The organism is Niabella pedocola (assembly GCF_021044425.1).
Classification (GTDB): Bacteria; Bacteroidota; Bacteroidia; order Chitinophagales; family Chitinophagaceae; genus Niabella; species Niabella pedocola.
On record NZ_JAJNEC010000005.1, the window covers coordinates 202,423 to 222,940 of the forward strand.

The 20,518-nt window shown below is 46.6% G+C and carries 16 protein-coding genes and 1 tRNA gene; 10 read left to right on the forward strand and 7 right to left on the reverse strand.

Going from position 1 to position 20,518, the window contains the following annotated elements:
* Positions 1-110: 110 nt before the first annotated feature.
* The 4 genes from LQ567_RS08530 to LQ567_RS08545 all read left to right on the forward strand — a co-directional run bounded on the left by LQ567_RS08530 (position 111) and on the right by LQ567_RS08545 (position 3,325).
* Positions 111-629, forward strand: a complete 519-nt coding sequence (locus LQ567_RS08530) for a DUF4251 domain-containing protein (protein WP_231004081.1) — start codon at positions 111-113, stop codon at positions 627-629.
* Between the two features lie 234 nt (positions 630-863).
* A complete protein-coding gene (locus LQ567_RS08535; RefSeq protein ID WP_231004082.1) occupies positions 864-1,790 on the forward strand; it encodes a hypothetical protein in 927 nt (308 codons plus the stop codon).
* Complete coding sequence (locus LQ567_RS08540; protein WP_231004083.1) at positions 1,787-2,395, forward strand: hypothetical protein; 609 nt, start codon at positions 1,787-1,789, stop codon at positions 2,393-2,395. The genes LQ567_RS08535 and LQ567_RS08540 overlap by 4 nt, the downstream gene beginning before the upstream one ends.
* 84 nt (positions 2,396-2,479) lie before the next feature.
* Positions 2,480-3,325 carry a type 1 glutamine amidotransferase gene (locus tag LQ567_RS08545; protein WP_231004084.1) on the forward strand — a complete coding sequence of 282 codons (846 nt, stop codon included), beginning with the start codon at positions 2,480-2,482 and terminating at the stop codon, positions 3,323-3,325.
* Between the two features lie 196 nt (positions 3,326-3,521).
* Here LQ567_RS08545 and LQ567_RS08550 read toward each other — a convergent pair whose 3' ends face one another.
* From LQ567_RS08550 to LQ567_RS08560, 3 genes are all read right to left on the reverse strand, one after another.
* Entirely contained in the window at positions 3,522-4,967 is a 1,446-nt protein-coding gene (locus tag LQ567_RS08550; RefSeq protein WP_231004085.1) for a Gfo/Idh/MocA family protein, read from the reverse strand.
* Between the two features lie 39 nt (positions 4,968-5,006).
* Entirely contained in the window at positions 5,007-6,452 is a 1,446-nt protein-coding gene (locus tag LQ567_RS08555; RefSeq protein WP_231004086.1) for a Gfo/Idh/MocA family protein, read from the reverse strand.
* Between the two features lie 106 nt (positions 6,453-6,558).
* Positions 6,559-7,188 carry a DUF4230 domain-containing protein gene (locus LQ567_RS08560; protein WP_231004087.1) on the reverse strand — a complete coding sequence of 210 codons (630 nt, stop codon included), beginning with the start codon at positions 7,186-7,188 and terminating at the stop codon, positions 6,559-6,561.
* 160 nt (positions 7,189-7,348) lie between these two features.
* Here LQ567_RS08560 and LQ567_RS08565 point away from each other — a divergent pair, with 160 nt between their 5' ends.
* The 5 genes from LQ567_RS08565 to dnaG all read left to right on the forward strand — a co-directional run bounded on the left by LQ567_RS08565 (position 7,349) and on the right by dnaG (position 14,339).
* Entirely contained in the window at positions 7,349-9,088 is a 1,740-nt protein-coding gene (locus LQ567_RS08565; RefSeq protein WP_231004088.1) for a GMC oxidoreductase, read from the forward strand.
* A 90-nt stretch (positions 9,089-9,178) separates the two neighbouring features.
* Positions 9,179-9,850, forward strand: a complete 672-nt coding sequence (locus LQ567_RS08570; protein WP_231004089.1) for a gluconate 2-dehydrogenase subunit 3 family protein — start codon at positions 9,179-9,181, stop codon at positions 9,848-9,850.
* A gap of 716 nt (positions 9,851-10,566) precedes the next feature.
* Positions 10,567-11,343 (forward strand): hypothetical protein, encoded by a 777-nt coding sequence (locus LQ567_RS08575; protein WP_231004090.1) that lies wholly within the window; start codon positions 10,567-10,569, stop codon positions 11,341-11,343.
* Positions 11,344-11,460: 117 nt separating this feature from the next.
* A complete protein-coding gene (locus tag LQ567_RS08580; protein WP_231004091.1) occupies positions 11,461-12,249 on the forward strand; it encodes a PhzF family phenazine biosynthesis protein in 789 nt (262 codons plus the stop codon).
* A 65-nt stretch (positions 12,250-12,314) separates the two neighbouring features.
* Complete coding sequence (gene dnaG, locus LQ567_RS08585) at positions 12,315-14,339, forward strand: DNA primase (protein ID WP_231004092.1); 2,025 nt, start codon at positions 12,315-12,317, stop codon at positions 14,337-14,339.
* Positions 14,340-14,357: 18 nt separating this feature from the next.
* Here the strand turns inward: dnaG and LQ567_RS08590 are convergent, their stop codons facing one another.
* Entirely contained in the window at positions 14,358-14,915 is a 558-nt protein-coding gene (locus LQ567_RS08590; protein ID WP_231004093.1) for a DNA-3-methyladenine glycosylase I, read from the reverse strand.
* A gap of 136 nt (positions 14,916-15,051) precedes the next feature.
* Here LQ567_RS08590 and LQ567_RS08595 point away from each other — a divergent pair.
* Positions 15,052-15,126: transfer RNA gene (locus LQ567_RS08595), tRNA-Val, on the forward strand.
* Between the two features lie 316 nt (positions 15,127-15,442).
* Here the strand turns inward: LQ567_RS08595 and LQ567_RS08600 are convergent.
* The 3 genes from LQ567_RS08600 to LQ567_RS08610 form a co-directional block, all read right to left on the reverse strand.
* Complete coding sequence (locus LQ567_RS08600; RefSeq protein WP_231004094.1) at positions 15,443-16,213, reverse strand: hypothetical protein; 771 nt, start codon at positions 16,211-16,213, stop codon at positions 15,443-15,445.
* 218 nt (positions 16,214-16,431) lie between these two features.
* A complete protein-coding gene (locus LQ567_RS08605) occupies positions 16,432-17,202 on the reverse strand; it encodes a LytR/AlgR family response regulator transcription factor (RefSeq protein ID WP_231004095.1) in 771 nt (256 codons plus the stop codon).
* 65 nt (positions 17,203-17,267) lie between these two features.
* Positions 17,268-20,258, reverse strand: coding sequence for a sensor histidine kinase (locus LQ567_RS08610; RefSeq protein ID WP_231004096.1), 2,991 nt, complete (start codon positions 20,256-20,258; stop codon positions 17,268-17,270).
* Positions 20,259-20,518 lie beyond the last annotated feature (260 nt).

Here is a 20,518-nt window from a genome sequence, read left to right on the forward strand (position 1 = left end):
AGATCTTCATATCCCCGCATCCGAACGTCAAATGCTCCATCTGCCTTTTTAATTCCAGGTAAATTGTGTAAATTACGATGAGATCGCATCATAGATTAAACAGTTTTTTTATGAAAACAATACATCGCCCGTTGCTGATCTTATTATCAGCAATTGTTATACTCACTGCCTGCTCCACGCAACAGCAGGCAACCGGTTCGCCCACAGCGGTAACAGACGCTGTTACTTCACGTAATTATACATTTGTGGCCACCAGCGTTTTTCCCACGGAAGACAGCCGCTTCAATCCCCGGTTATTGCTTCCCAATGCCAGTAATCTTTACCAGCTTACATCCCGTTATGATGTACGGGTAACTTCGGATTCGGTAATTGCCTACCTGCCTTTTTTTGGACGGTCGTATACCGCACCGATGGATCCTACCAAGGGCGGCATTAAATTCACCTCCACCAAGTTCGATTATAAAAAAACACAGCGGAAAAGCAATTATGAAATAGAAATCACACCACAGGACAATACGGAAGTACGGTCGCTTTACCTTACGGTGTCACCTTCGGGGTTTGCATCGCTGCGCGTGCTGAGCGTAAACAAAACGCCCATTTCATTCAATGGCAATGTAGAGGCCAATTAATAACAAACAACAGCTACTTCTTTTTCCTCCAACGAAATGGAAGTATCATTCCCCGCAGATCAGCGGAAAAAATCTACGTACATCAGCCGGGAACAATGCATCAGATGATGCGGATCAATAAAATGAGGACCCGGCATCCGCCGTTACCCATACCACCAGCAGGAAATAAAAAACTATAAAATTCCTGCGCTTCAGTGCTTCTGTGGCAATACAAAAATCATTATTTTCGGGATCATGATGACCGTGTCCCTGAAAACAACGATCAGAAATATTGTTCTTATAACGCTCCTGGTTTTATCCGTAGTTCCGGGTAGCGCCACCATCATACCGGCCGGAGATAGCGCCCTGAAGAGCACTCCGGAACAGGCGTTGCAATACCTGAACAGTATCCGGAACCTGCGGCAAAGTAAATGGTGGCCCAATGTTGCTCCTGACCAGCTGCTCAACAATCTGAAGACCTTTACGATTAAACCACTTGCCTTTTATGAAGGCAAAACCACCAATTTTTGCGCGTATTCGGCCCTTACTTATATACCACTTACCTACGATCCCCTGGGCTTTGCCCGCTTTATGATCGAGTTGTACAAGAACGGGCAGGCCAACTTTGGAAAGAACCAGCTAAAGCCCACCAAACCCGTACGGATGGAAGCCGGCCTGCTGCGCTATAAAGGCTCTCTGGATCTCAACCCTGCGGGCCAAATGTGGTTTCTTACCCTGGCGGATCATTATAAAGGCTACCTTAACTTTTTTAACCGGCGTTTTCAAAAAGGCGATGAAAATACGTTCTGGGCCTCCACCAATTTTGCAAAGTTTAACCGGATGCTCCGGCGCCTGTTCAACGGAACTGTAAAAGCCCGGGGTGCCGATCTGTTCCGTCCTAAAATCAACGACCTGCCCGAATACCTTGAAGCCCATATGCAGAAGGGCCTGGTATTCCTTTACCTCAACAACAAAAAGCTCTACCGGAAATCGCATAAACAATCGCTCATCAGCACACCCACCCACTATGTGTTGCTCACCAATATCCGGCGGCTTCAGGATGGCAATATCGAATTTGAATACTGGGATTATGGTGCAAGGACCGTACAGCAATTATCTCCACAATTTTTAAAAAACATCATTTACGGGGTCAGTGTCTGGACCCAGCGGGTTTCAAAATGAAGAAGAACAGTTATATATTAACCGGCATTTGCGGGCTGCTCAGTATACTTGCGTCCTGCTCCTATCCCAAAAATTTTACAACGGATTTTTATGCCCGGAACGAACCGAGGCTGGAAGCCATTAAGGATGACTTTAGCCGGCTATATGCCCAGCATTCCTTTTCCATCCTTTTTGAAGAAAAGACCTTTACAAATATCTCTTTTGAATTCAATGAAGACAGCGTCAAATATATCTACCATTTCAACATCAATGAACCGGCTTTCTCCGATAGCCTCAAAGCACATCGCTACAATGCTGCAGCCGTAAAAAAACTGGTAGATGATATGCGTACCATCCAATGTACATGGATCGCAAACGTGGATTATTATGAAGGATTCCAGGCACGCAAACTGGTACAGATGTCCGTACGGAATAAAGCCCTCAACAACAAACTGAAAGGAGAAAGTTATTGTATCCTGGTGTTTTTTGAAAGGCCGCAGCCCTTTAACAATAAGGGTATTTTCCTGGACCGCTCCGACCGGAAACGACGCCGGCAAATCAATGGAAATCTGCTGAAAAGAGTGAACGATAAAGTGGGTTACGCCATTAATAAGCAGTACCGTTAAGTGTTAAATATACACACTTGTTAGTAATTCTTGACCTGGATTAAGTACCATTAGGGCTTCAATCGTTATTTTTGCAGGATGTTGATGGAAAAAGAATGTGTTCGATTTGCGATCCTCGATCTGAATGCGGGGCTTCCCAACCAGGGCATGCGCTGCATCAGAGAGATTGTAGAACGGTGGGCAGACGAAAAACAGGTTGACCTGATTTATGATGTATTTGATGTACGGGTAAAGAACGAATTGCCGGATCTTTCATACGACATCTATATTTCAAGCGGTGGCCCGGGCGATCCGTTGAGCACCCGTTTTGACGACTGGGATATTAACTGGAATAAATGGCTGAAAGAAACATTGCGGTGGAATGAAAACCCGGGCAATGAACAAAAGAAATATGTTTTTTTTATCTGCCATTCTTTTCAGCTGGCCAGCAGGTATTTTAATGCCGGACTGATCTGCAAGCGCAAGTCTACTTCCTTTGGTGTGTTTCCCATGCATATGTTACCGGAAGCGAATGCGAACCCGGTATTTGAAAACTTAAGCGATCCGTTTTATGCAGTGGACAGCCGGGATTTTCAGCTGATACAACCCAATTTTGATATCTTAAATGAGATGGGGGCCTATATTACCTGCATTGAAAAGGAACGCCCGCATGTACCTTACGAACGGGCAGTGATGGGCATTTCATTTAACCCGTATATGTTTGGTACCCAGTTTCATCCTGAAGCAGATGCCGCGGGTATGCTGAAACATTTTCAATCGGAAGACAAACGTAAGATGGTCATCGAAAATTACGGAGAGCCAAAGCTATCCAGTATGATCGACCAGCTTAAAGATCCTGATAAGATCATGTGGACCAACAAGCATTTAATTCCCAATTTCTTAAATGAGGCCTACAGTCATATTGTATCTGTAAGTTTTGTAGAATCGTAGCAATTATACTGGCCTCCGAGGTTAAAAAATTCACCGCAGAGAAATGAGTACGCAGTGTTACGCTGAGGTTTATAATTTAAAATCCTTCCCTCGTGTAACCTTCGCGTCTCCGCACCCTAGCGGTTAAAAAAATCTTCCCAAAAAAAGAGGCTGCCCCTTCCGGGAACAGCCTCTTTATACATTCTTCATTGATGCGTTAGAACTTCAGTTCCGGCCATCCCTCACGGTATGTACGTTTTACATACTGGTTGGCGGGCTCAAAGTTGGTTACCCTCATATTGGCACCATCCCATTGCAAGGTAATACCTCTTCCGGGGAATTTGCCTTTTGCATCCTTGTAGTTAAAGCTGCGGATGGCCAGGTTCCCCATCAGGATACTTTCAGTAAGCGGCACGGCATAACCGATAAATGGAGAATCTACCATTTTGCTTCCTTTTTCATAACCTGCAATACAGGCGTCTACCCATTGTTTGTAGTGCCCTTCGGCCCCGCCGGGAATACGCGCGTATTTTTTGGCCACCTTCAATCCGTTCATTTTGGAAACCGGCAACAGGGTTGGATCCTGTCCATACACGCCGCACATCATCTTGCCCTTGGTTCCTACAAACAAGGCGCCATTGCCTACATCGCCTTTACCCCCCATAATATCGTTGGGGCCCAGTTCATCCGGGCGCTCCGGCTGAATCCCTCCATCCATCCAGTGTATCTTCACCGGCTTTCCGTTCTTCCCTTTGTATTTAAAATGGATCGAAGAAGAAACCGGCGGACTATCCGGTGCATATACCTGGTTCCAGTTCTGGGCATAGGGCGTAGATAAACTACAGGTTACTTCCTCGGGGAAGCCCAGTCCTAATACTTTGAATACGGGGCCTACAATATGACAGGCCATATCACCCAGCGCACCGGTACCATAATCCCACCAGCCACGCCAGTTAAACGGCACCACATTGCCCTCATACTCCCGGTAAGGCGCCGTACCCAGCCAAAGGTCCCAATTGAGGCCTTCCGGAACGGGTGGCTTTTCCTGCGGCCATACGATGCCTTGCGGCCATACCGGACGGTTTGTCCAGCAATACACCGACTCCACTTCGCCGATCAGCCCGGCCTCATACCACTCGCGCAGATCCCGAACCCCGTCGTTTGAAGAACCCTGGTCGCCCATTTGGGTTACCACCTTGTAACGTTTGGCAGCATCGCCCAGCATGCGCGATTCCCAGATATCATGCGTCAGCGGTTTTTGCACATATACGTGTTTATTCAGTTGCATGGCATGAAACGCTACGATGGCATGTGTATGATCCGGCGTACTTACGCTTACCGCGTCGAAGTGTTTGCTTTCCTTGTCCAGCAGCTCTCTCCAGTCGCTGTAATATTTTGCATTCGGAAACCGTTTACGGCTGCCTGCGGCCTGACGATCATCTACATCGCACAGAAACCCGATCTCGGCATTGCCGCTTTTGTAAAAGCTGCTGATATCACCCGCACCTTTTCCGCCAACACCCACACCGGCCACCACCAGCTTATCGCTGGGGGCTACATAACCTCTTCCCAATACATGCCGCGGCACAATAAAAAAGGCGCTGCCCGCAAGCGCAGTGTTCCGTATGAATTTTCTCCGTGAGTTATCTTTTTTTTGATCCATAATCGCGTTAAAAATAGTTTGAACAGAATTTAAATACCATTAGAGGTTCAGACTCCAACCTTCCCGGTACGTTCTTTTTACGAATTGGTTGGCTTCATCAAAATTGGTGATCTTCATATTCGCTGCATCCCACAACAGTTTCTTACGACCGGTGAACTTGCTCTTTCCCCAACCGGATACACTGGGATCCATATACAGCGCACTGCGGATGGCCAGGTTACCCATCAGGATGCTTTCGGTAAACGGACCGGCATATTCAAACGGAGAACTGGTTTCGCCCTTGCCATAACCGGCGATACAGGCATTTACCCATTGCAGATAGTGTCCGTCGGTTCCACCCGGTACCCGGGCAATGGTTTGTTTAACAGCCTTTGCACTTTCATTTTTTGATAAAGGCAGCAGCCGCGGGTTGGCTCCATAACAATCGGCCAGCAGTTTCCCTTTGGTTCCGATAAACAGCACCCCTCCATCCCAGTTACCAAAGGATTCTTCCGGTTGCAGTTCATCGGGGCGCTTGGGCAGCAACCCGCCGTCGTACCAGGAAACCTTCAGGGTTCCCTTTTTATCTTTCCGCGGGTATTCCAGGTGAATGATCGATGCTACCGGGCAGCTCGCGCTGTTGTTAGCTTCCTGGTTCATGCCCGTCCACTGGTTGGCAATGCTGCACTCCGCCGATGTAGGATAATCGATGGGAAGGATCCGGTAAATAGGGTCCATAATGTGGCAGGCCATATCGCCCAGGGCGCCGGTACCATATGCCCAAAATCCCCTCCAGTTAAACGGCACATAGGCCGGGTTAAAATCTTCCTTGGGTGCTGTTCCCAGCCACAGGTTCCAATCCAGTTCACTGGGCACCGGATGATCGCCCGAAGGCTTGGGCACACCCTGCGGCCAAATGGGCCGGTTGGTCCATGCCTGCGCTTCCACGATATCCCCGATCAAACCTGCGTTATACAGCTCTTTCATTCTTCTTACCCCATCGCCGGAGCCGCCCTGGTTGCCCATTTGGGTAACTACCTTGTATTTTTTGGCAGCCTGCGCCAGGATGCGCGCTTCATAAATATCGTGGGTTAATGGCTTTTGTGTATATACGTGCTTCCCCAATTGCATGGCAGCCAGCGTAGCCACGGCATGGGTATGATCCGGTGTACTGATGCTGCAGGCATCGATATTCTTGGCTTCCTTTTGCAGCATCTCCCGGAAATCTTTGTAATAGTTGGCTTTGGGAAAATTCTTCCTCGACTTTACCGCCTGACGGTCGTCCACATCGCAAAGCGCCACGATGTTTACATTCGGGCTTTTTGCAAACGACGCCAGATCACTTTCACCTTTTCCTCCTGCACCAATTCCCGCGATGTTCAGTTTATCACTGGGAGCCACATGCCCCCGTCCCAGTACATGCCGGGGCACAATAAAAAAAGCACTGCCCGCCAGCGCTGAGTTCCGGATAAATTTTCTTCTGGAATATTGATTTTTTGGTTTCATAATGGCGAAAAAATTTAAATTTAGTTTTAAAAAACGATCAAAGTAATGATTTTCATTTAAACGGAATATAAACAGTTGATAGTTTTTCCTGTTTTTTTGAAATTATTTAATTCAGGGGGCGGTTTACCTTACTTTTTATTTCATCCTTAAAAACGACCGATACCTTGTACTGCATCGGCGCGTAATACAGCTCCAGCACTTTCCGTATTTTTTCCTTGGCCTGTTCAATATACATGGTATAGGCTTCCATCTGTTTACGGGTATCGGTATACAGCTTTTTTTCAACGGTACTGTACGCGGCATCGCCCGGGGTTACCAGCAATCCCCTCCGGGTCATGGCATCGGCCCGGTCCAGCCGCAGTTCATAACTCAGTAACTGCGGAACGGGCAATACAATATATACCTGCTTGTTCTTTTCTTCAATGGTAAGCTGCTGCGCGCCCAGGTCTACCCCGTACTTGGCCACATACGGAACGGTAATATTCAGGGTATGTTCCGTAAACATTTTTCTGAATTCATCGGTCAGACTGCCATCATTGGCAATATTGGTGGTTTTAATACTGGCGGAACCCTGTACTTCCAGCGACGACAGCTCCGCCACCTCCTGTACAAAGGCCGCATTCAGCGCGATATGATCAACGGTTTTGGTACCGTTCTTTTTTCCCAGGAAATAGGCCAGCAATCCAATACCCACCACACAAAACAAGAGCACAACCGGTAAACAGCTTTTTTGCATAAGTACATCATTTGAGGGTTCAAATTCCTGTTAAAATTAGCCGAAAATCATCGAAAACCACGCCCCGGTTTATTACTTAAAAAATAGGATTCAGAATTATAAACATTTCATTGTATATTGGGTCTCCATTTTAAAAAAAAATTAAACAGGCCATCTGAATATGAAAGAATTGCAAATCAAAAAACAGGGCAAAAAATATGATGTGGTTATTGTGGGTTCGGGAGCCGGCGGTGGAATGGCCGCTTATACACTTTCAAAAGCCGGGCTCAGTGTGTGTGTGCTGGAAGCGGGTCCGATGTACGATCCTCAAAAAGAAATTTATCAGCTGAAAAGCCCCTGGGAGTCAAAACGCCGGGGCCGTTCTACCAAATACCGTCCGTTTGGTGATTTTGACGCCTGCTATGGCGGATGGGAAATTGAAGGAGAACCTTACACCAAGGAATCCGGAACAGAATGGGAATGGTTCCGGGCGCGTATGCTCGGAGGCCGTACCAATCACTGGGGCCGTATTTCCCTGCGCTTCGGACCCCGGGATTTTAAGGGGTACAGCCACGACGGCATTGGTGCAGACTGGCCCATCAGCTACGACGATATCAAACCCTACTATGATAAGGTAGATCAACTGATCGGGATCTTCGGCAGTGTGGAAAACCTGCCCAATGAACCGGACGGCATCTTTTTACCGCCGCCCAAGCCTCGTTTGCATGAGCTTTTTATAAAAAAAGGCGCGCAGAAATCAAATGTACCAATCATCCCTTCCCGCTTGTCCATCCTTACCAAAAAATTGAACGATGAGCGGGGTTCCTGTTTCTTCTGTGCCCAGTGCGGCCGGAACTGTAGTATGGCCAAGGCCGACTTCTCCTCTTCAAATGTATTGATCTATCCAGCGTTAAAAACCGGCAAGCTGGAAGTGATCGCCAATGCCATGGCCCGCGAGGTATTGACCAACTCGGAGGGGATTGCAACCGGTGTATCTTATGTAAACAAAGACGATATGCTGGAGTATCAGGTAGAAGGCCGCGTGGTGATCCTGGCGGCCAGTGCCTGCGAAACGGCCCGGCTCCTGCTCAACTCCAAATCGCAGCGCCACCCGAACGGACTGGCCAACAGCAGCAATGTGGTGGGCAAATACCTGCAGGACAGCACGGGTGCCGCTATGGGCGGATATATTCCGGAGCTCTTTGGCAGAAAGCGGTATAACGAAGATGGTGTAGGTGGTATGCACGTATACTCTCCCTGGTGGGGCGATGACAAAAAACTGGATTTCCCCCGCGGTTATCATATTGAATACTGGGGCGGCTTTGGTCAGCCCGCATACGGCTTTGGCATGGGCATCGAATCCTTCAACGGTAAATATCCCGTAAACGGCAAAAAGAAAGAAGCCGGTGGTTATGGGAAATCGTTGAAAGAAGACCAGCGCTATTTTTATGGTGCTACCGTTGGTATGGCCGGACGCGGAGAAGCCATTGCCTTTGAGCACAACCGTTGCGAGATCGACCCCGCGGTGGTTGACAAATATGGTATCCCTGTTTTGAAATTCAATGTAAAGCTGAGCGATTACGAGGTGAAGCAGGCCAAACACATGAAAGAAACCTTCAAGGAGATCATGCACAATATGGGAGCTGTGATCACTTGGGGAGATGACGGTCCGGAAAATAATTATGGTATCGACAAACCCGGGTATATCATTCATGAGGCGGGAACGGCACGTATGGGTGATGATGCCAAAACCTCCGTTCTTAATAAATGGAGCCAGGCGCATGATTGTAAAAACCTGTTTTGTGTAGACGGAAGCCAGTTTACCTCACAGGCCAACAAGAACATTACCTGGACGATCCTGGCGTTGAGTATGCGGGCCAGCGAATACATCATTGAAGAAATGAAAAAACAGAATTTGTAGGAGACAGCATTCAGAATTGAGAATTGAGAATTCAGCATCCAGTATACAGACAGCATACAGAATTGAGCATCAAAAATCAAATTGATAACAATGAAAAGACGTGATTCACTCAAATATATAGCAGCCAGTGCCCTGGCAACCGGTACCCTGGCCATTGGTTGTAAACCAGAGGAGAAAAAAAACGATACCACTACCACCGCTCCCGATAAAAAAACCGGGCTTCACCGGTACGAAGATGAAAAGGCACATGAAGAGGAAGTGGATAAGATGCCCGACTTTTTCAATGCACACGAAATGGCCACCATTACCGTTTTGGCCGATATCATCATTCCAAAAGATGAAGTAAGCGGCAGTGCCAGCGAAGCAAAAGTTCCTGACTTTATTCACTTCACCGTAAAAGATCAGCCCAAGATGCAAACGCCCATGAGAGGCGGGCTTCGCTGGCTGGATGTACAGTGCCTGAATAAATTTGGTAAGCCTTTTAAAGATTGTACCGCCGAGCAGCAAATTCAGCTTGTAGACCTGATCGCCTACCCGGACCGGGCAAAGGACAAACCGGAGTTGAGCCAGGGCGTAGCCTTCTTTACGCAGATGCGCAACCTTACCGTTACCGGTTTTTACACCTCCGAGATCGGTGTAAAGGATATCGGTTATGCCGGCAATAAGCCCAACCAGTGGAACGGGGTACCCGATGATGTATTAAAACAATACAACCTCGCCTATACCGAAAAAGAGTTAAAAGAATGCGTCAGCTTTAGCTGATCCATCATCTATAATGCATCAGAAAGCCATCTCTTCTGGAGATGGCTTTCTGATGGAATGGCTGCGGCCGGTATTTGCACAGGCATCGCAACGCATCAAAGTTAAGAAGCAAAACCTAATGGTTTTAGATTGCGCTTAACCATACCGAACAGTGTTAATCGGCCCTGATCAATCGGGATTATTTCAGCTTCTATGCGGCGTCTATGCGTAATTCACGTAGATCCTGAAATAAATTGCCAATAACAAGTTACGCATATCAGGAATGAATCACACTTTAGTCCTGCCGGGTATTTCATTTGCATTACAAAATCAATGTTGTCATGACAGAACACAATTATAGTCATCCTGAACTTGTTTCAGGATCTGCTCTAGTTGTAACACTATTTTTTGCGGCAAAAAAAAATGCCACAAAATTCTTTGCTACAAAGATCGGCCTCCGGTCTTGTTGATAGCCGCAGATCTTAAGAAGAGTAAAGAACATAATCTGCGGCCAGTTATCATCCGGAGCCCAATAAAGATATTTTTTTGCCGGCGCATAAATCCGTAATTTTCATCTAGCTGTTTGCTCAATTGATCATATTGGATGCCATTGGACTGTATAAACTGCTTATTAGGAGGGCATATAAACCTAAACCTTGATTTATTCTTACAGCGTTTCATACCGTATCTTAGCGAGAGCTCCTGAAAAAAGTCTCATCATAAATAAAATTCACAATATGCTTACCAGCGGCTATAACCAACTATTCCTTCATAATATCAATACATTCAAGGCACAATGCGAAAAAAACAAAGAGTATGCGGCTTTCTATCCCTCCTTTGGAGCAACAGAACACGAACCTGCTGAGTTCCTGATTTACGGACAGGCGGTTAAGGGCTGGAAACCGGTCTTTGATGCTTCCACGCCATTTGATCAAAGGTCTTTCATCCGTGACGCCATATCGTATTCCAATGATCGCTATAAAGAAAAGAACCATTCTCCCCTGGATTGGGTCAATGTATATTGGAGTAAAAGCAGCTATTCAACCTTTGTTAACACTGAAGCCGAAAGGGATTTTTATCCTTCGATTTCATACAACACATCCCGGTCTTTTTTCTGGAATGTAACCTACAAACTCGTTTGCCGTTATTATGGTCTTGATGAATACGGTTGGGAATGGGCAAAAAAAATCGTCTGGTCCAACCTCTATAAAATAGCCCCGGCAGCAATGCAAAATCCCAATGATGAGGAATGTCTTTGGCAGGAAGCAGGTGCCTCGGCCTTAATAAAAAGTGAACTCGATGAAATAAAGCCAAAATTTTGCATTGTAATTACAAACGACACATGGTGGCAGCCCTTCAGAACACAACTAAAAACAACAGTGCTGCATACACAAAAAGACAGTATCATCGAATCCGTTGAAGCATATGGTCAAACCAGGATCATTGTAACTACAAGGCCATTTGCCGGGAACAGTGATAACCATGCAAGCCGCATCCTGGAATTACTCCGGTAGCACCCGTGTTAAACACCATAAGACACCCATTTTATTTTATCTTAGCGGAGCAAAGACCTGTTTCAGAGCAATGTTGAACGCAGACAGGAACACAATACCTTTCAAATCAATATACCGATGACACAACGCATATACCAGGTAGACGCTTTTACCGGCAAGGTTTTTTCCGGTAACCCCGCCGCCGTATGCCCGCTGGAGTACTGGCTGCCGGACGACCTGCTGCAAAAGATCGCCATGGAAAACAACCTGGCCGAAACGGCATTTTATGTACCGCAGGCAGACCAGTTTGAGATCCGGTGGTTTACGCCTACTGTTGAAGTAGACCTTTGCGGTCATGCCACGCTGGCGGCTGCCTTTGTATTGTTTCACCGGGAAGGATATGCGGGCAACAGCATCCGGTTTTACTCCCCGAGAAGCGGCGCCTTAACCGTTACCCGGGAGGAAACATGGCTGACGCTCAATTTTCCGGCAGACCCGCTGCAAGAAGTGCCGTTGACGGAACAGCTGAAAAGCTGCTTTAATAAAGCACCCCGCCGGGCTTTCAAAGGCAAAACCGATTACATGCTGGTATTTGATACAACGGATGATATCGTAACGTTGCAGCCCGATTTCGGCGCCATCAGCATACTGGATGCCCGCGGGGTGATGGCTACCGCACCGGGGCAAACCACCGACTTTGTATCCCGCTTTTTTGCGCCGCAATCCGGCATCCCGGAAGATCCGGTTACTGGTTCAGCACACACCAGCCTGGTGCCCTATTGGGCAAAGCAGCTCAACAAAACGCAGCTTTCCGCCTTGCAGCTCTCGGAACGCCAGGGCTTTTTGCAATGCCGCTACCTTAATGACCGGGTGGAGATCAGCGGACAGGGAAAACTATACCTTACCGGAGAAATCTACCTGGATTAATTGACGGCACACTACTTTTAGTGGGAATATTTCGTTCTTTTTACAGTCTTCAGTAATTTCGGCCCGTGATTTCACAGAATACCATACAGGAGATTTTAGCCCGGATCGATATCCTGGACGTTGTAGGCGAGTTTGTTAAGCTAAAGAAAAGAGGTGCGAATTACCTGGGTGTTTGTCCGTTCCATAACGAAAAGACCCCCTCCTTTACCGTATCCCCTTCCAAGGAAATTTACAAATGCTTCGGCTGCGGCAAGAGCGGCAATACCATCAGCTTCGTTATGGAGCATGAAAAATACAGCTATGTAGAAACCCTCAAATGGCTGGCCAACCGGTATGGTATTGAAGTGGAAGAAACCTTTGCCAGCGCGGAGCAAAAAGAGCAGTACCTGACCGCAGACAGCCTGTTTATCATCAATAATTTCGCCGAACAGTATTTTTCCAAAGCACTGATGCAGTCGGAGGAAGGACGCGCCATTGGCCTGAGTTATTTTAAAGAACGGGGATTTCGCGAAGGGATCATTGAAAAATTCAAACTGGGCTATGCCCCTGCCGAACGGGATGCTTTTACCAAAGAGGCCCTGGCCAAACAATACAATAAAGACCTGCTGATCAAAACGGGGCTGGTCGTAGAGCGCAATGGTACCCTGCTCGACAATTACCGGGGAAGGGTGATCTTTCCCGTGCATAATCACAGCGGGAAAGTAATGGGGTTTGGTGCCCGTATTTTAAAAACGACGGATAAAGCACCTAAATATATCAATACGCCCGAGAATGAGATCTACATCAAAAGCAAGATCCTCTACGGTTCCTATTTTGCCCGCACCGCTATTGAAAAAGCAGATGAATGCCTGCTGGTGGAAGGATATACCGACGTGGTTTCCCTGCACCAGGCCGGCATTGAAAACGTGGTGGCATCGGGCGGTACCTCACTTACGGTAGACCAGCTGCGGCTGATTAAAAAATACACCAACAACCTCACCATTATTTACGACGGGGATGCAGCCGGTGTAAAAGCCGCGCTGCGGGGGCTGGACCTGGCGCTGGAAGAAAGCCTGAATGTAAAGCTGGTGCTGATCCCGGACAAAGAGGACCCGGACAGTTATGTAAACAAAGTGGGTGCCGGTGCCTTTACCGATTTTATCAAAAAAAACAAGAAAGACTTTATCCTGTTCCAGCTGGAGTCTTCACTAACCACCATTGGCGATGACCCGGTAAAAAAATCGGAACTCGTAAATAAGATCGCGGAGTCGATCAGCCGGATCAATAAGGCCGAGGACTTTACCAAACAGCAGGATTATATTAAAGAATCTGCAGCCATCCTGCAGATCGACGAGGCCGGCCTGCACGCCCTGGTAAACAAATACATCCGGGATAAAGTAACCGCAATGGAGCGCAAAGCAGCCAGCAACGCCCAAAAAGAGCAGCCGGTTCTGCAGGATCCCTTGGGCAGTTATGACGATGCCACCTTTGACCTGCTGTTTAAAGACCAGTTGCAGGAAAAAGAACTGGCGCGTGTGCTGCTGGAGTACGGCAGCCGGCAATGGGATGATCATGCATCCATTGCCCAGCACGTGTTTGATGAAATTGACGAACTGGAAATTGAAGACCCGGAGGTCAATCTTTTACTGGCTTCTATTAAGCAATTGCTGCGCAATCATCCCGAACAGCTGAACGATAAATATTTTATCTACAACGAGAATAAACAACTCAGCGCCTTTGCGGTATCACTGCTCAACCACCCCTATGAGGAAAGTGAACGCTGGGCCGCCGACTTCAGTCCCAATACCGGTTACCAGCGCGATCTGTTCAAACAAAGTTTTGAGGCATTTTCCCAGGTGATCAGCAAGGGCAACGAGAAGGATCTGAACAAATACAAACTGATCTCCGAAGACCGGACCAATCAAAAAGTAGAATCCGCCATTCAATACCTGAAGCTCAAAAAGATCCGCCGCATGCTGCTGCAAAATCAGAACGATATGGCTGGCCAGCTGAGCGAACATAAGTTTAAGGAGCTCCACTTCATCCACAAATCGTTAAAGGACATGGAGCGGGAGATCACCAATCTTCTGGGAACCGTGATCCTGCATTAGTCCGGAACCGTTTCAGGTTTAACGTTTGACCCCGGCATTCATCCACATCGGCTTTTTCTTAAGGATCTTTTTGTACGTAGGACAATCTGCTGCATGACAGCCGGCCAGGTAGCCGGTGCTCATCAGGAATTCATTGACGATTTCCCCCCCGGTAAACTTAAAATGTTTTTTAAACAGCTTTACCCATTCCTCCCTGGTTTTGGGATGATGCTGATCGAGCCAGTTTTTAAACGACCCGAATTCTTTTTGAATACCGGTGATCACTTTGGCATTTTCAATGGCCGCATTAATTTTCAGCCGGTTCCGGATAATGCCCGCATCGGCCATCAATGCATCGAATTTCTTTTGGGTATAGCGGCTTACTTTTTTTATATCAAACTGATCAAATGCGCTGTAGAACGCCGCTTTCTTTTTAAGGATGGTTTCCCAGCTCAAACCGGCCTGGTTGATCTCCAGCACCAGCCGGGCAAACAGTTCATTATCCGATTCCAGCGGAAAGCCGTATTCGGTATCATGATACACTTCATGAACCGTTCCCTTCCCTTTTTCTTTAACAAATGTGCAGTAAAATGACATGCTGCAAAATGCAATAAATTTTTTTGAAAAATATTTTGAATATAAAAAAACTTCCCCTTATCTTTGCAATCCCTTTACGGAACAACACACTGTAACACAGGGACAAAGAAGCTTCAAAAGAAGTACTTGACATATCGGGAGTTTAGCTCAGTTGGTTCAGAGCATCTGCCTTACAAGCAGAGGGTCGGCGGTTCGAGCCCGTCAACTCCCACTACTACAAAAAAGGGTTTCATTGAATGAAACCCTTTTTTGTTTTTAGCAGGGTACCCACATCTCCTGTATGAGGCGTGGACGTTTCTGAAAAAGATTGTATCGAAAAGCAACCTACCGGGACTCTATCTGGACCATTTGGAACTTTGCAGGGGTGCCGGCAATAATTGCCTGTTCCCTGGTAATAAGAAAATAACAAGAAAGAGTAACATAATGCCGATTATATACGTTTACTTTCCCGGGCGTCCCCTTCGGGAGACACCCGGAGAAATACATAAGAACATCCTTCCTTCCATCATACATACGCACCCGATGTTTTACTCATACTCCAACTCCACTACCGAAGTTTCACGGGAGGTTACAATATCCGTGGTATACTTGGCTACCGATCCGTCGGCAGATATGGTATAATGGTTTTGGACATGCCAGTAAAGATTTCCATTCGTTTGAAATGTTTTTGCCTCCACCATCAGGTTTTTGGAAGGCCGGCCAAACAATGTTGCCAGCGGCCAGTAATGGTAAAAGCCGCCGGGTTGCAGGTTTGGTACGTTGCTGAAAAAAAACTGCTTGTTGTAAACGGTGCCGCCACTGAATGTGGTTTTGGAAGCAATATAATTACCATCTTTCATTTCCGGCGCTTCCTCAAAGAAACTCGTTCCGCTTGACCCTTTAACACCGGTCATATAACCATCGGCATTGTAGGTATACGTATAGGTATAGGTAATGGCACCTTCGGTATTTTTAAAAATCATCTGGGTAATGGCACCCAGTTCATTCAGCGTGCATTCGTAGGTGCGGCTAAGCAGGTTGCCGGGCAAATCATACTCGGTAACGAGTAACATAGCGGGCGATTGGAAATTGAAAACATCTTTCTTTGTATCGCTGGTATAAGTGGCGGGCCGCCCTTTTGCATCATACGTTAACGTATAGGTTTCTTTACTTCCATCCGAATATGTCTCTACTGATTTTGAGATCCGCTTATAAGCTACTGGTTTCTTTTCAACGGGAATGTATACTGTACCCTTTTTGCAACTTGCAATACCGAATGCAACTGCTATTACTATTCCGAAGATTCTTGATACGTTCATTGCATTGTTTTTTTATTGATCAATTTTTGTTTTGTTACACAAAAATGCAATACCGATGCGCCGTCTTCAAAATACAGTTATGTAAAACGGATAAACAACTTGCTGAAGTGATCGAATAAAATGTCCGGGTGGCCCCGGGGCGTCTCCAAAGCAGTGGGCTATCGTTATTTGGAAACAATTATTGTGCAAGATAAAAGCCTGCGTTAACGGATCAACCGTTACCGGTCGATCCATTTTTTAAACAACGGAGCCTTTTCCCTGCTGATGTCAATTTCGAGTTTCAAGGGCTGTTTTAACTGAACCACCAGCTTTTGGTTGCCGTGTGGCTTTACCGACTGGATGGAATGAATATTGATAATGGCCTGGCGGTTCGCCCTGAAAAAGATCGCCGGGTCAAGCACTTCCTCGATATCCTCCAGTGCCGAAAAATCGTAAATAAACCGGTCGCCATTGAACGTGTACACATAGTTAAGGTTATCCTTATAGAAGAGCGCGATAGCCCTGGTTTCCACCGGGGCCCATTTATTGCCGGAATTGATCACAAACCGCTCTTTATATTGTACTTTCGACAATAACGGGTTGGAAAAATACTGTACGAGTTGCTGCAGATCACCCGGAACAAAATTTTTATTTTCCTGCATGCTTCTTACCTTGTCAATGGCCTTCTTAAGATCCTCCTCCTGCACCGGTTTTAATAAATAATCCACCCCGTTCACTTTAAAGGCACGGATCGCATATTCTTCATACGCCGTACAAAAAATAACCGGACAGTTCAGCGTAAATTCATCGAAGAGCTCAAAACTCAATCCATCACTCAACCGGATATCCATAAACAGCAAATCCGGGGCCGCATTGTTCATAAACCACCTGCGTGCCGTTTTGAGACTTGGAAGCATTTCGATCACCTGCACGTCATCCGCAACAGCAGCAATATTGGCCTTCATCTCTTCCGCAATCAGGCTTTCATCCTCTATAATTACAGCTCTCATATGTCTTCTTTTTATTGGTTTTAGTATATGCCCCACCGGCTGGTTACTGTTTTTTTACAATCATTTTATAGCAATGGGATTTTTACGGTAAAATACTGCCCGTCCTCTATTATGACTACCGGTTTATCTGCATAATAGCGGTATAAGGTTTGCAGATTTGCCAATCCTCTTTTATTACTTGTTTCAACCATGCGGTATCGTTGCAGGTTGTTTCTTACAATCACATAATCATCCTCCGCAAAGATGCGGATACGCAGGGGGCATTCGATATCAGCGGTATTGTGTTTAATGGCATTTTCCACGAGATTTTGCAAACTTACCGGCACCATATACTTACTGAGCAATGTATCCGGTATATCAATCGTTACTTCCAACCCATCTTTAAAACGGGTCTTTTGCAGCTCAACAAAGGTTTTAACAAATTCGAGTTCATCCTGCAGGTGCACCAGTTCCTGCTCATCGCTCTTTAACACATAGCGATATACCCGGCTCATTCCATCCAGGAAGGTGGTTGCCGTTTTGGTATCACTCTTAATTAAACTTCGCAGCGCGGTTAAAGAATTAAACAGGAAATGAGGATTCAAATGCTGTTTCAGGCTTTCATACTGTACCATCGTCTTTTCCTTCTCCAGCGATTCGGCCTTGGTTTCCAGGCTTAAAATCTGTCGCTGTTTGTTCATCCGGAAACGATAAAACATAAAGACGGACAGCATTATAAGCAGTGCCGCAATGGTTTTAAACCACCCGGTTTTGTAAAAAACTGTGGCAACCTGCAGCCGGAGCCGTTTTTCCTCCCCATTCCAGTTGCTTATATTGGAAGAGGCCTTGTACAAAAATGTATAATCGCCGCCGGGCACACTGCTGTAAACCACTTTGGGATCCTGCGTATAATGCCAGTCTTTTTCCAACCCATCCAGTTTGTAGGCATACCACACCGGCGCATTATAACTTACAGCTTCAAGTTCTATGGTAAAAAAATTCTCATCCTGCTTTAATGCAATCACGTCACTGCTGTTGATGGTACGCATGGGAACATGCTTATTACCGCTGATGCCGATATCCGCAATAAAACAACGGGCAGCGGTCCGGTCTGTTTTGTATTGCAGGGGATTGAACTGTACGTATCCCCTGCGGGACGGCATGATATATTCGCCGTTTTTTAGTTTTATGGCCGGGTGTTCCGCAAAATCAGTGATCAGCAACCCGGCCCCTGCGCCTATGGAGGTAAAATAACGTCTTGATTTTCCCAGCATTACCATCCCGGCCGCAGTACCCAACCATACCCGGTTGCTGTCGTCAACCGCAATGCCTCCCACAATATTACTGGGCAAGCCATCCTTCACCGTATAAGAAGTAAATATATTTTTATCCGCATCAATGCAGGTAACACCATTGAAGGTTGATACCCATATTTTACCATCTTTATCCTCGTTAATGCTGATGATCACATCCCCGACAATGGTGTTGGGCGTTTTATCGGTGCTTCTCCAAAGTTTTGTAGCACCGGTTAAAGGATTATATACAGACACCCCGTCGCCATTATAACCAAACCAGATCCTTTTCTTACGGTCTTCAAATACAAACCGTACCGTGTAGCCTGTATATTTCTTTAACACAGGATGAGCGGCCACACTGTGAAATCTTCTTTCGGCAGGTATATAATAATAAAGCCCGTCATAGTCTCTTGAGCCGAACCACAGCGTACCGTCGCTGGTTTTGTTGGCACTAAAATAAAATGATTGCGGTATAGAATCTTTGATGGTAAGAAAATCCATCTTACCCGTTGCCCGGTTCAGGCGGTTTACACCGGCGCCCGTAGCTACCCATATATCATGGTTCGCGTCTTCAACAATGGCGCGTACCGAGTTAAAATAGATCATATCCGGCTTGCCGGGTTGGTTCCTCCACACCTGGTACCTGCCGGTTTGCACATGATACATTGAAATACCATTGCCGGTCGTAAACCAAAGGTTGCCTTCATGGTCTTCTTCAATACCCCGGGTAAGTGTATGTACATCGGCGCTGCCAAAGGGATAGCCCACTTTGAATACATTTTTCTGCTGATCGACATAGTTTACCCCGATATCGGATCCCAGCCATATCCTCTTATCCTTCCCCCTCCAGATCGAAAACATCAGGTTGCTGAGCAAGGAATTTTTAGCATCCGGGGCATACTTGTAATGCGTTAGCTTTTTCTGTTGCGGGTTATAGCAAAGCAATCCGTTCAGATTGGTAATGATCCAGATGGTATGGTTGTCATCTTCTGCAAATCCGTTTACCAAACTTTTTACATCGCTTTGATCTTTTACCAGTAAATGGTCAAGCACTTCGGCTTGCTGGGTTTGCCCATCAATGCGCAGCAGCCGGAAAGCTGCGTGATTGGCCAGCCAAACATCCCCTGCGTCCGATACCATTATTTTATGAATCACTTTTCCTTCCAGCTCTTTTACCGCGTAATGCCTGGCCTTTCCCGATTTTACATTATAAACTAGATAGTAGCCCTCACCCCCGAGATAGAGGTCATTTCCGTTCAGAAAAGCGCTGCCGGCCTTTATGGCGCCCAGTAACCGGTTCGAAGCGCTATCATTGCTCAGCAGCTCAAACCGGTCGGCTACAGGATTATAACAGCGTAAACCCGATCTTGACACCAGGTATAGGCGGTCCGCAGCAACAGGCACAATGGTGTTTACAGTAAACCCGGCTGCCTTTTTTATTTTCCGGAATGTAAAAGACGTATAATCGAATTCCACCAGCTCGTTCCAAAAACCGAACCATAGCCGGCCATCGGGCCCACAGGCCATCGCATTACAAACCGAAGCCGGGGGAGCACTGCTATCGGTACGATCATAACCAAATTGCCGGATCGTTTTTCCATTGTAGCGGTTCAATGCGCCGCCCGAAGCAAACCACATATAGCCATATTTATCCTGGCATATCGCATGCGTCCAGCCATCATTTAATCCGTCGGCGGTTGTAATCTGATGAAAGACCACCGGTTGTTGCGCAAACAGCCGGATCCAAAGGAAAAGCAGAAAAATGAGAAGGCTCTTTTTCATTAAAAATCAAAATAACAACAACGGATTCAATACCCAAAAGCAGTAGCGCCAACCGGATATTTTTTACGCCGAACCGGATAAACTACCGGCTAAGGCGCTCCTGTTAAAAACATCCGGGCGCACATTTCTCAATAACGCAGTTATGGATCTGCCCTGATTGATAAAGTTATAAAAAACCAGGCTTCAGACAATACAGGAATTTAATACGCGCATGTTTCTTCCGGGTCTTTCCGGGAAAGGCAGGCGGGTACCGCTACTTT

Bases quoted from the DNA above. Each gene is read 5' to 3' on its own strand.
- LQ567_RS08540 (WP_231004083.1), top strand. From the start codon at position 1,787: ATGAAGAAGAACAGTTATATATTAACCGGCATTTGCGGGCTGCTCAGT.
- LQ567_RS08580 (WP_231004091.1), top strand. From the start codon at position 11,461: ATGACACAACGCATATACCAGGTAGACGCTTTTACCGGCAAGGTTTTT.
- LQ567_RS08560 (WP_231004087.1), bottom strand. From the start codon at position 7,188: ATGCAAAAAAGCTGTTTACCGGTTGTGCTCTTGTTTTGTGTGGTGGGT.
- LQ567_RS08600 (WP_231004094.1), bottom strand. From the start codon at position 16,213: ATGAACGTATCAAGAATCTTCGGAATAGTAATAGCAGTTGCATTCGGT.
- LQ567_RS08610 (WP_231004096.1), bottom strand. From the start codon at position 20,258: ATGAAAAAGAGCCTTCTCATTTTTCTGCTTTTCCTTTGGATCCGGCTG.
- LQ567_RS08565 (WP_231004088.1), top strand. From the start codon at position 7,349: ATGAAAGAATTGCAAATCAAAAAACAGGGCAAAAAATATGATGTGGTT.
- LQ567_RS08550 (WP_231004085.1), bottom strand. From the start codon at position 4,967: ATGGATCAAAAAAAAGATAACTCACGGAGAAAATTCATACGGAACACT.
- LQ567_RS08545 (WP_231004084.1), top strand. From the start codon at position 2,480: ATGGAAAAAGAATGTGTTCGATTTGCGATCCTCGATCTGAATGCGGGG.
- LQ567_RS08555 (WP_231004086.1), bottom strand. From the start codon at position 6,452: ATGAAACCAAAAAATCAATATTCCAGAAGAAAATTTATCCGGAACTCA.
- LQ567_RS08605 (WP_231004095.1), bottom strand. From the start codon at position 17,202: ATGAGAGCTGTAATTATAGAGGATGAAAGCCTGATTGCGGAAGAGATG.
- LQ567_RS08575 (WP_231004090.1), top strand. From the start codon at position 10,567: ATGCTTACCAGCGGCTATAACCAACTATTCCTTCATAATATCAATACA.
- LQ567_RS08570 (WP_231004089.1), top strand. From the start codon at position 9,179: ATGAAAAGACGTGATTCACTCAAATATATAGCAGCCAGTGCCCTGGCA.
- LQ567_RS08535 (WP_231004082.1), top strand. From the start codon at position 864: ATGATGACCGTGTCCCTGAAAACAACGATCAGAAATATTGTTCTTATA.
- LQ567_RS08590 (WP_231004093.1), bottom strand. From the start codon at position 14,915: ATGTCATTTTACTGCACATTTGTTAAAGAAAAAGGGAAGGGAACGGTT.
- LQ567_RS08530 (WP_231004081.1), top strand. From the start codon at position 111: ATGAAAACAATACATCGCCCGTTGCTGATCTTATTATCAGCAATTGTT.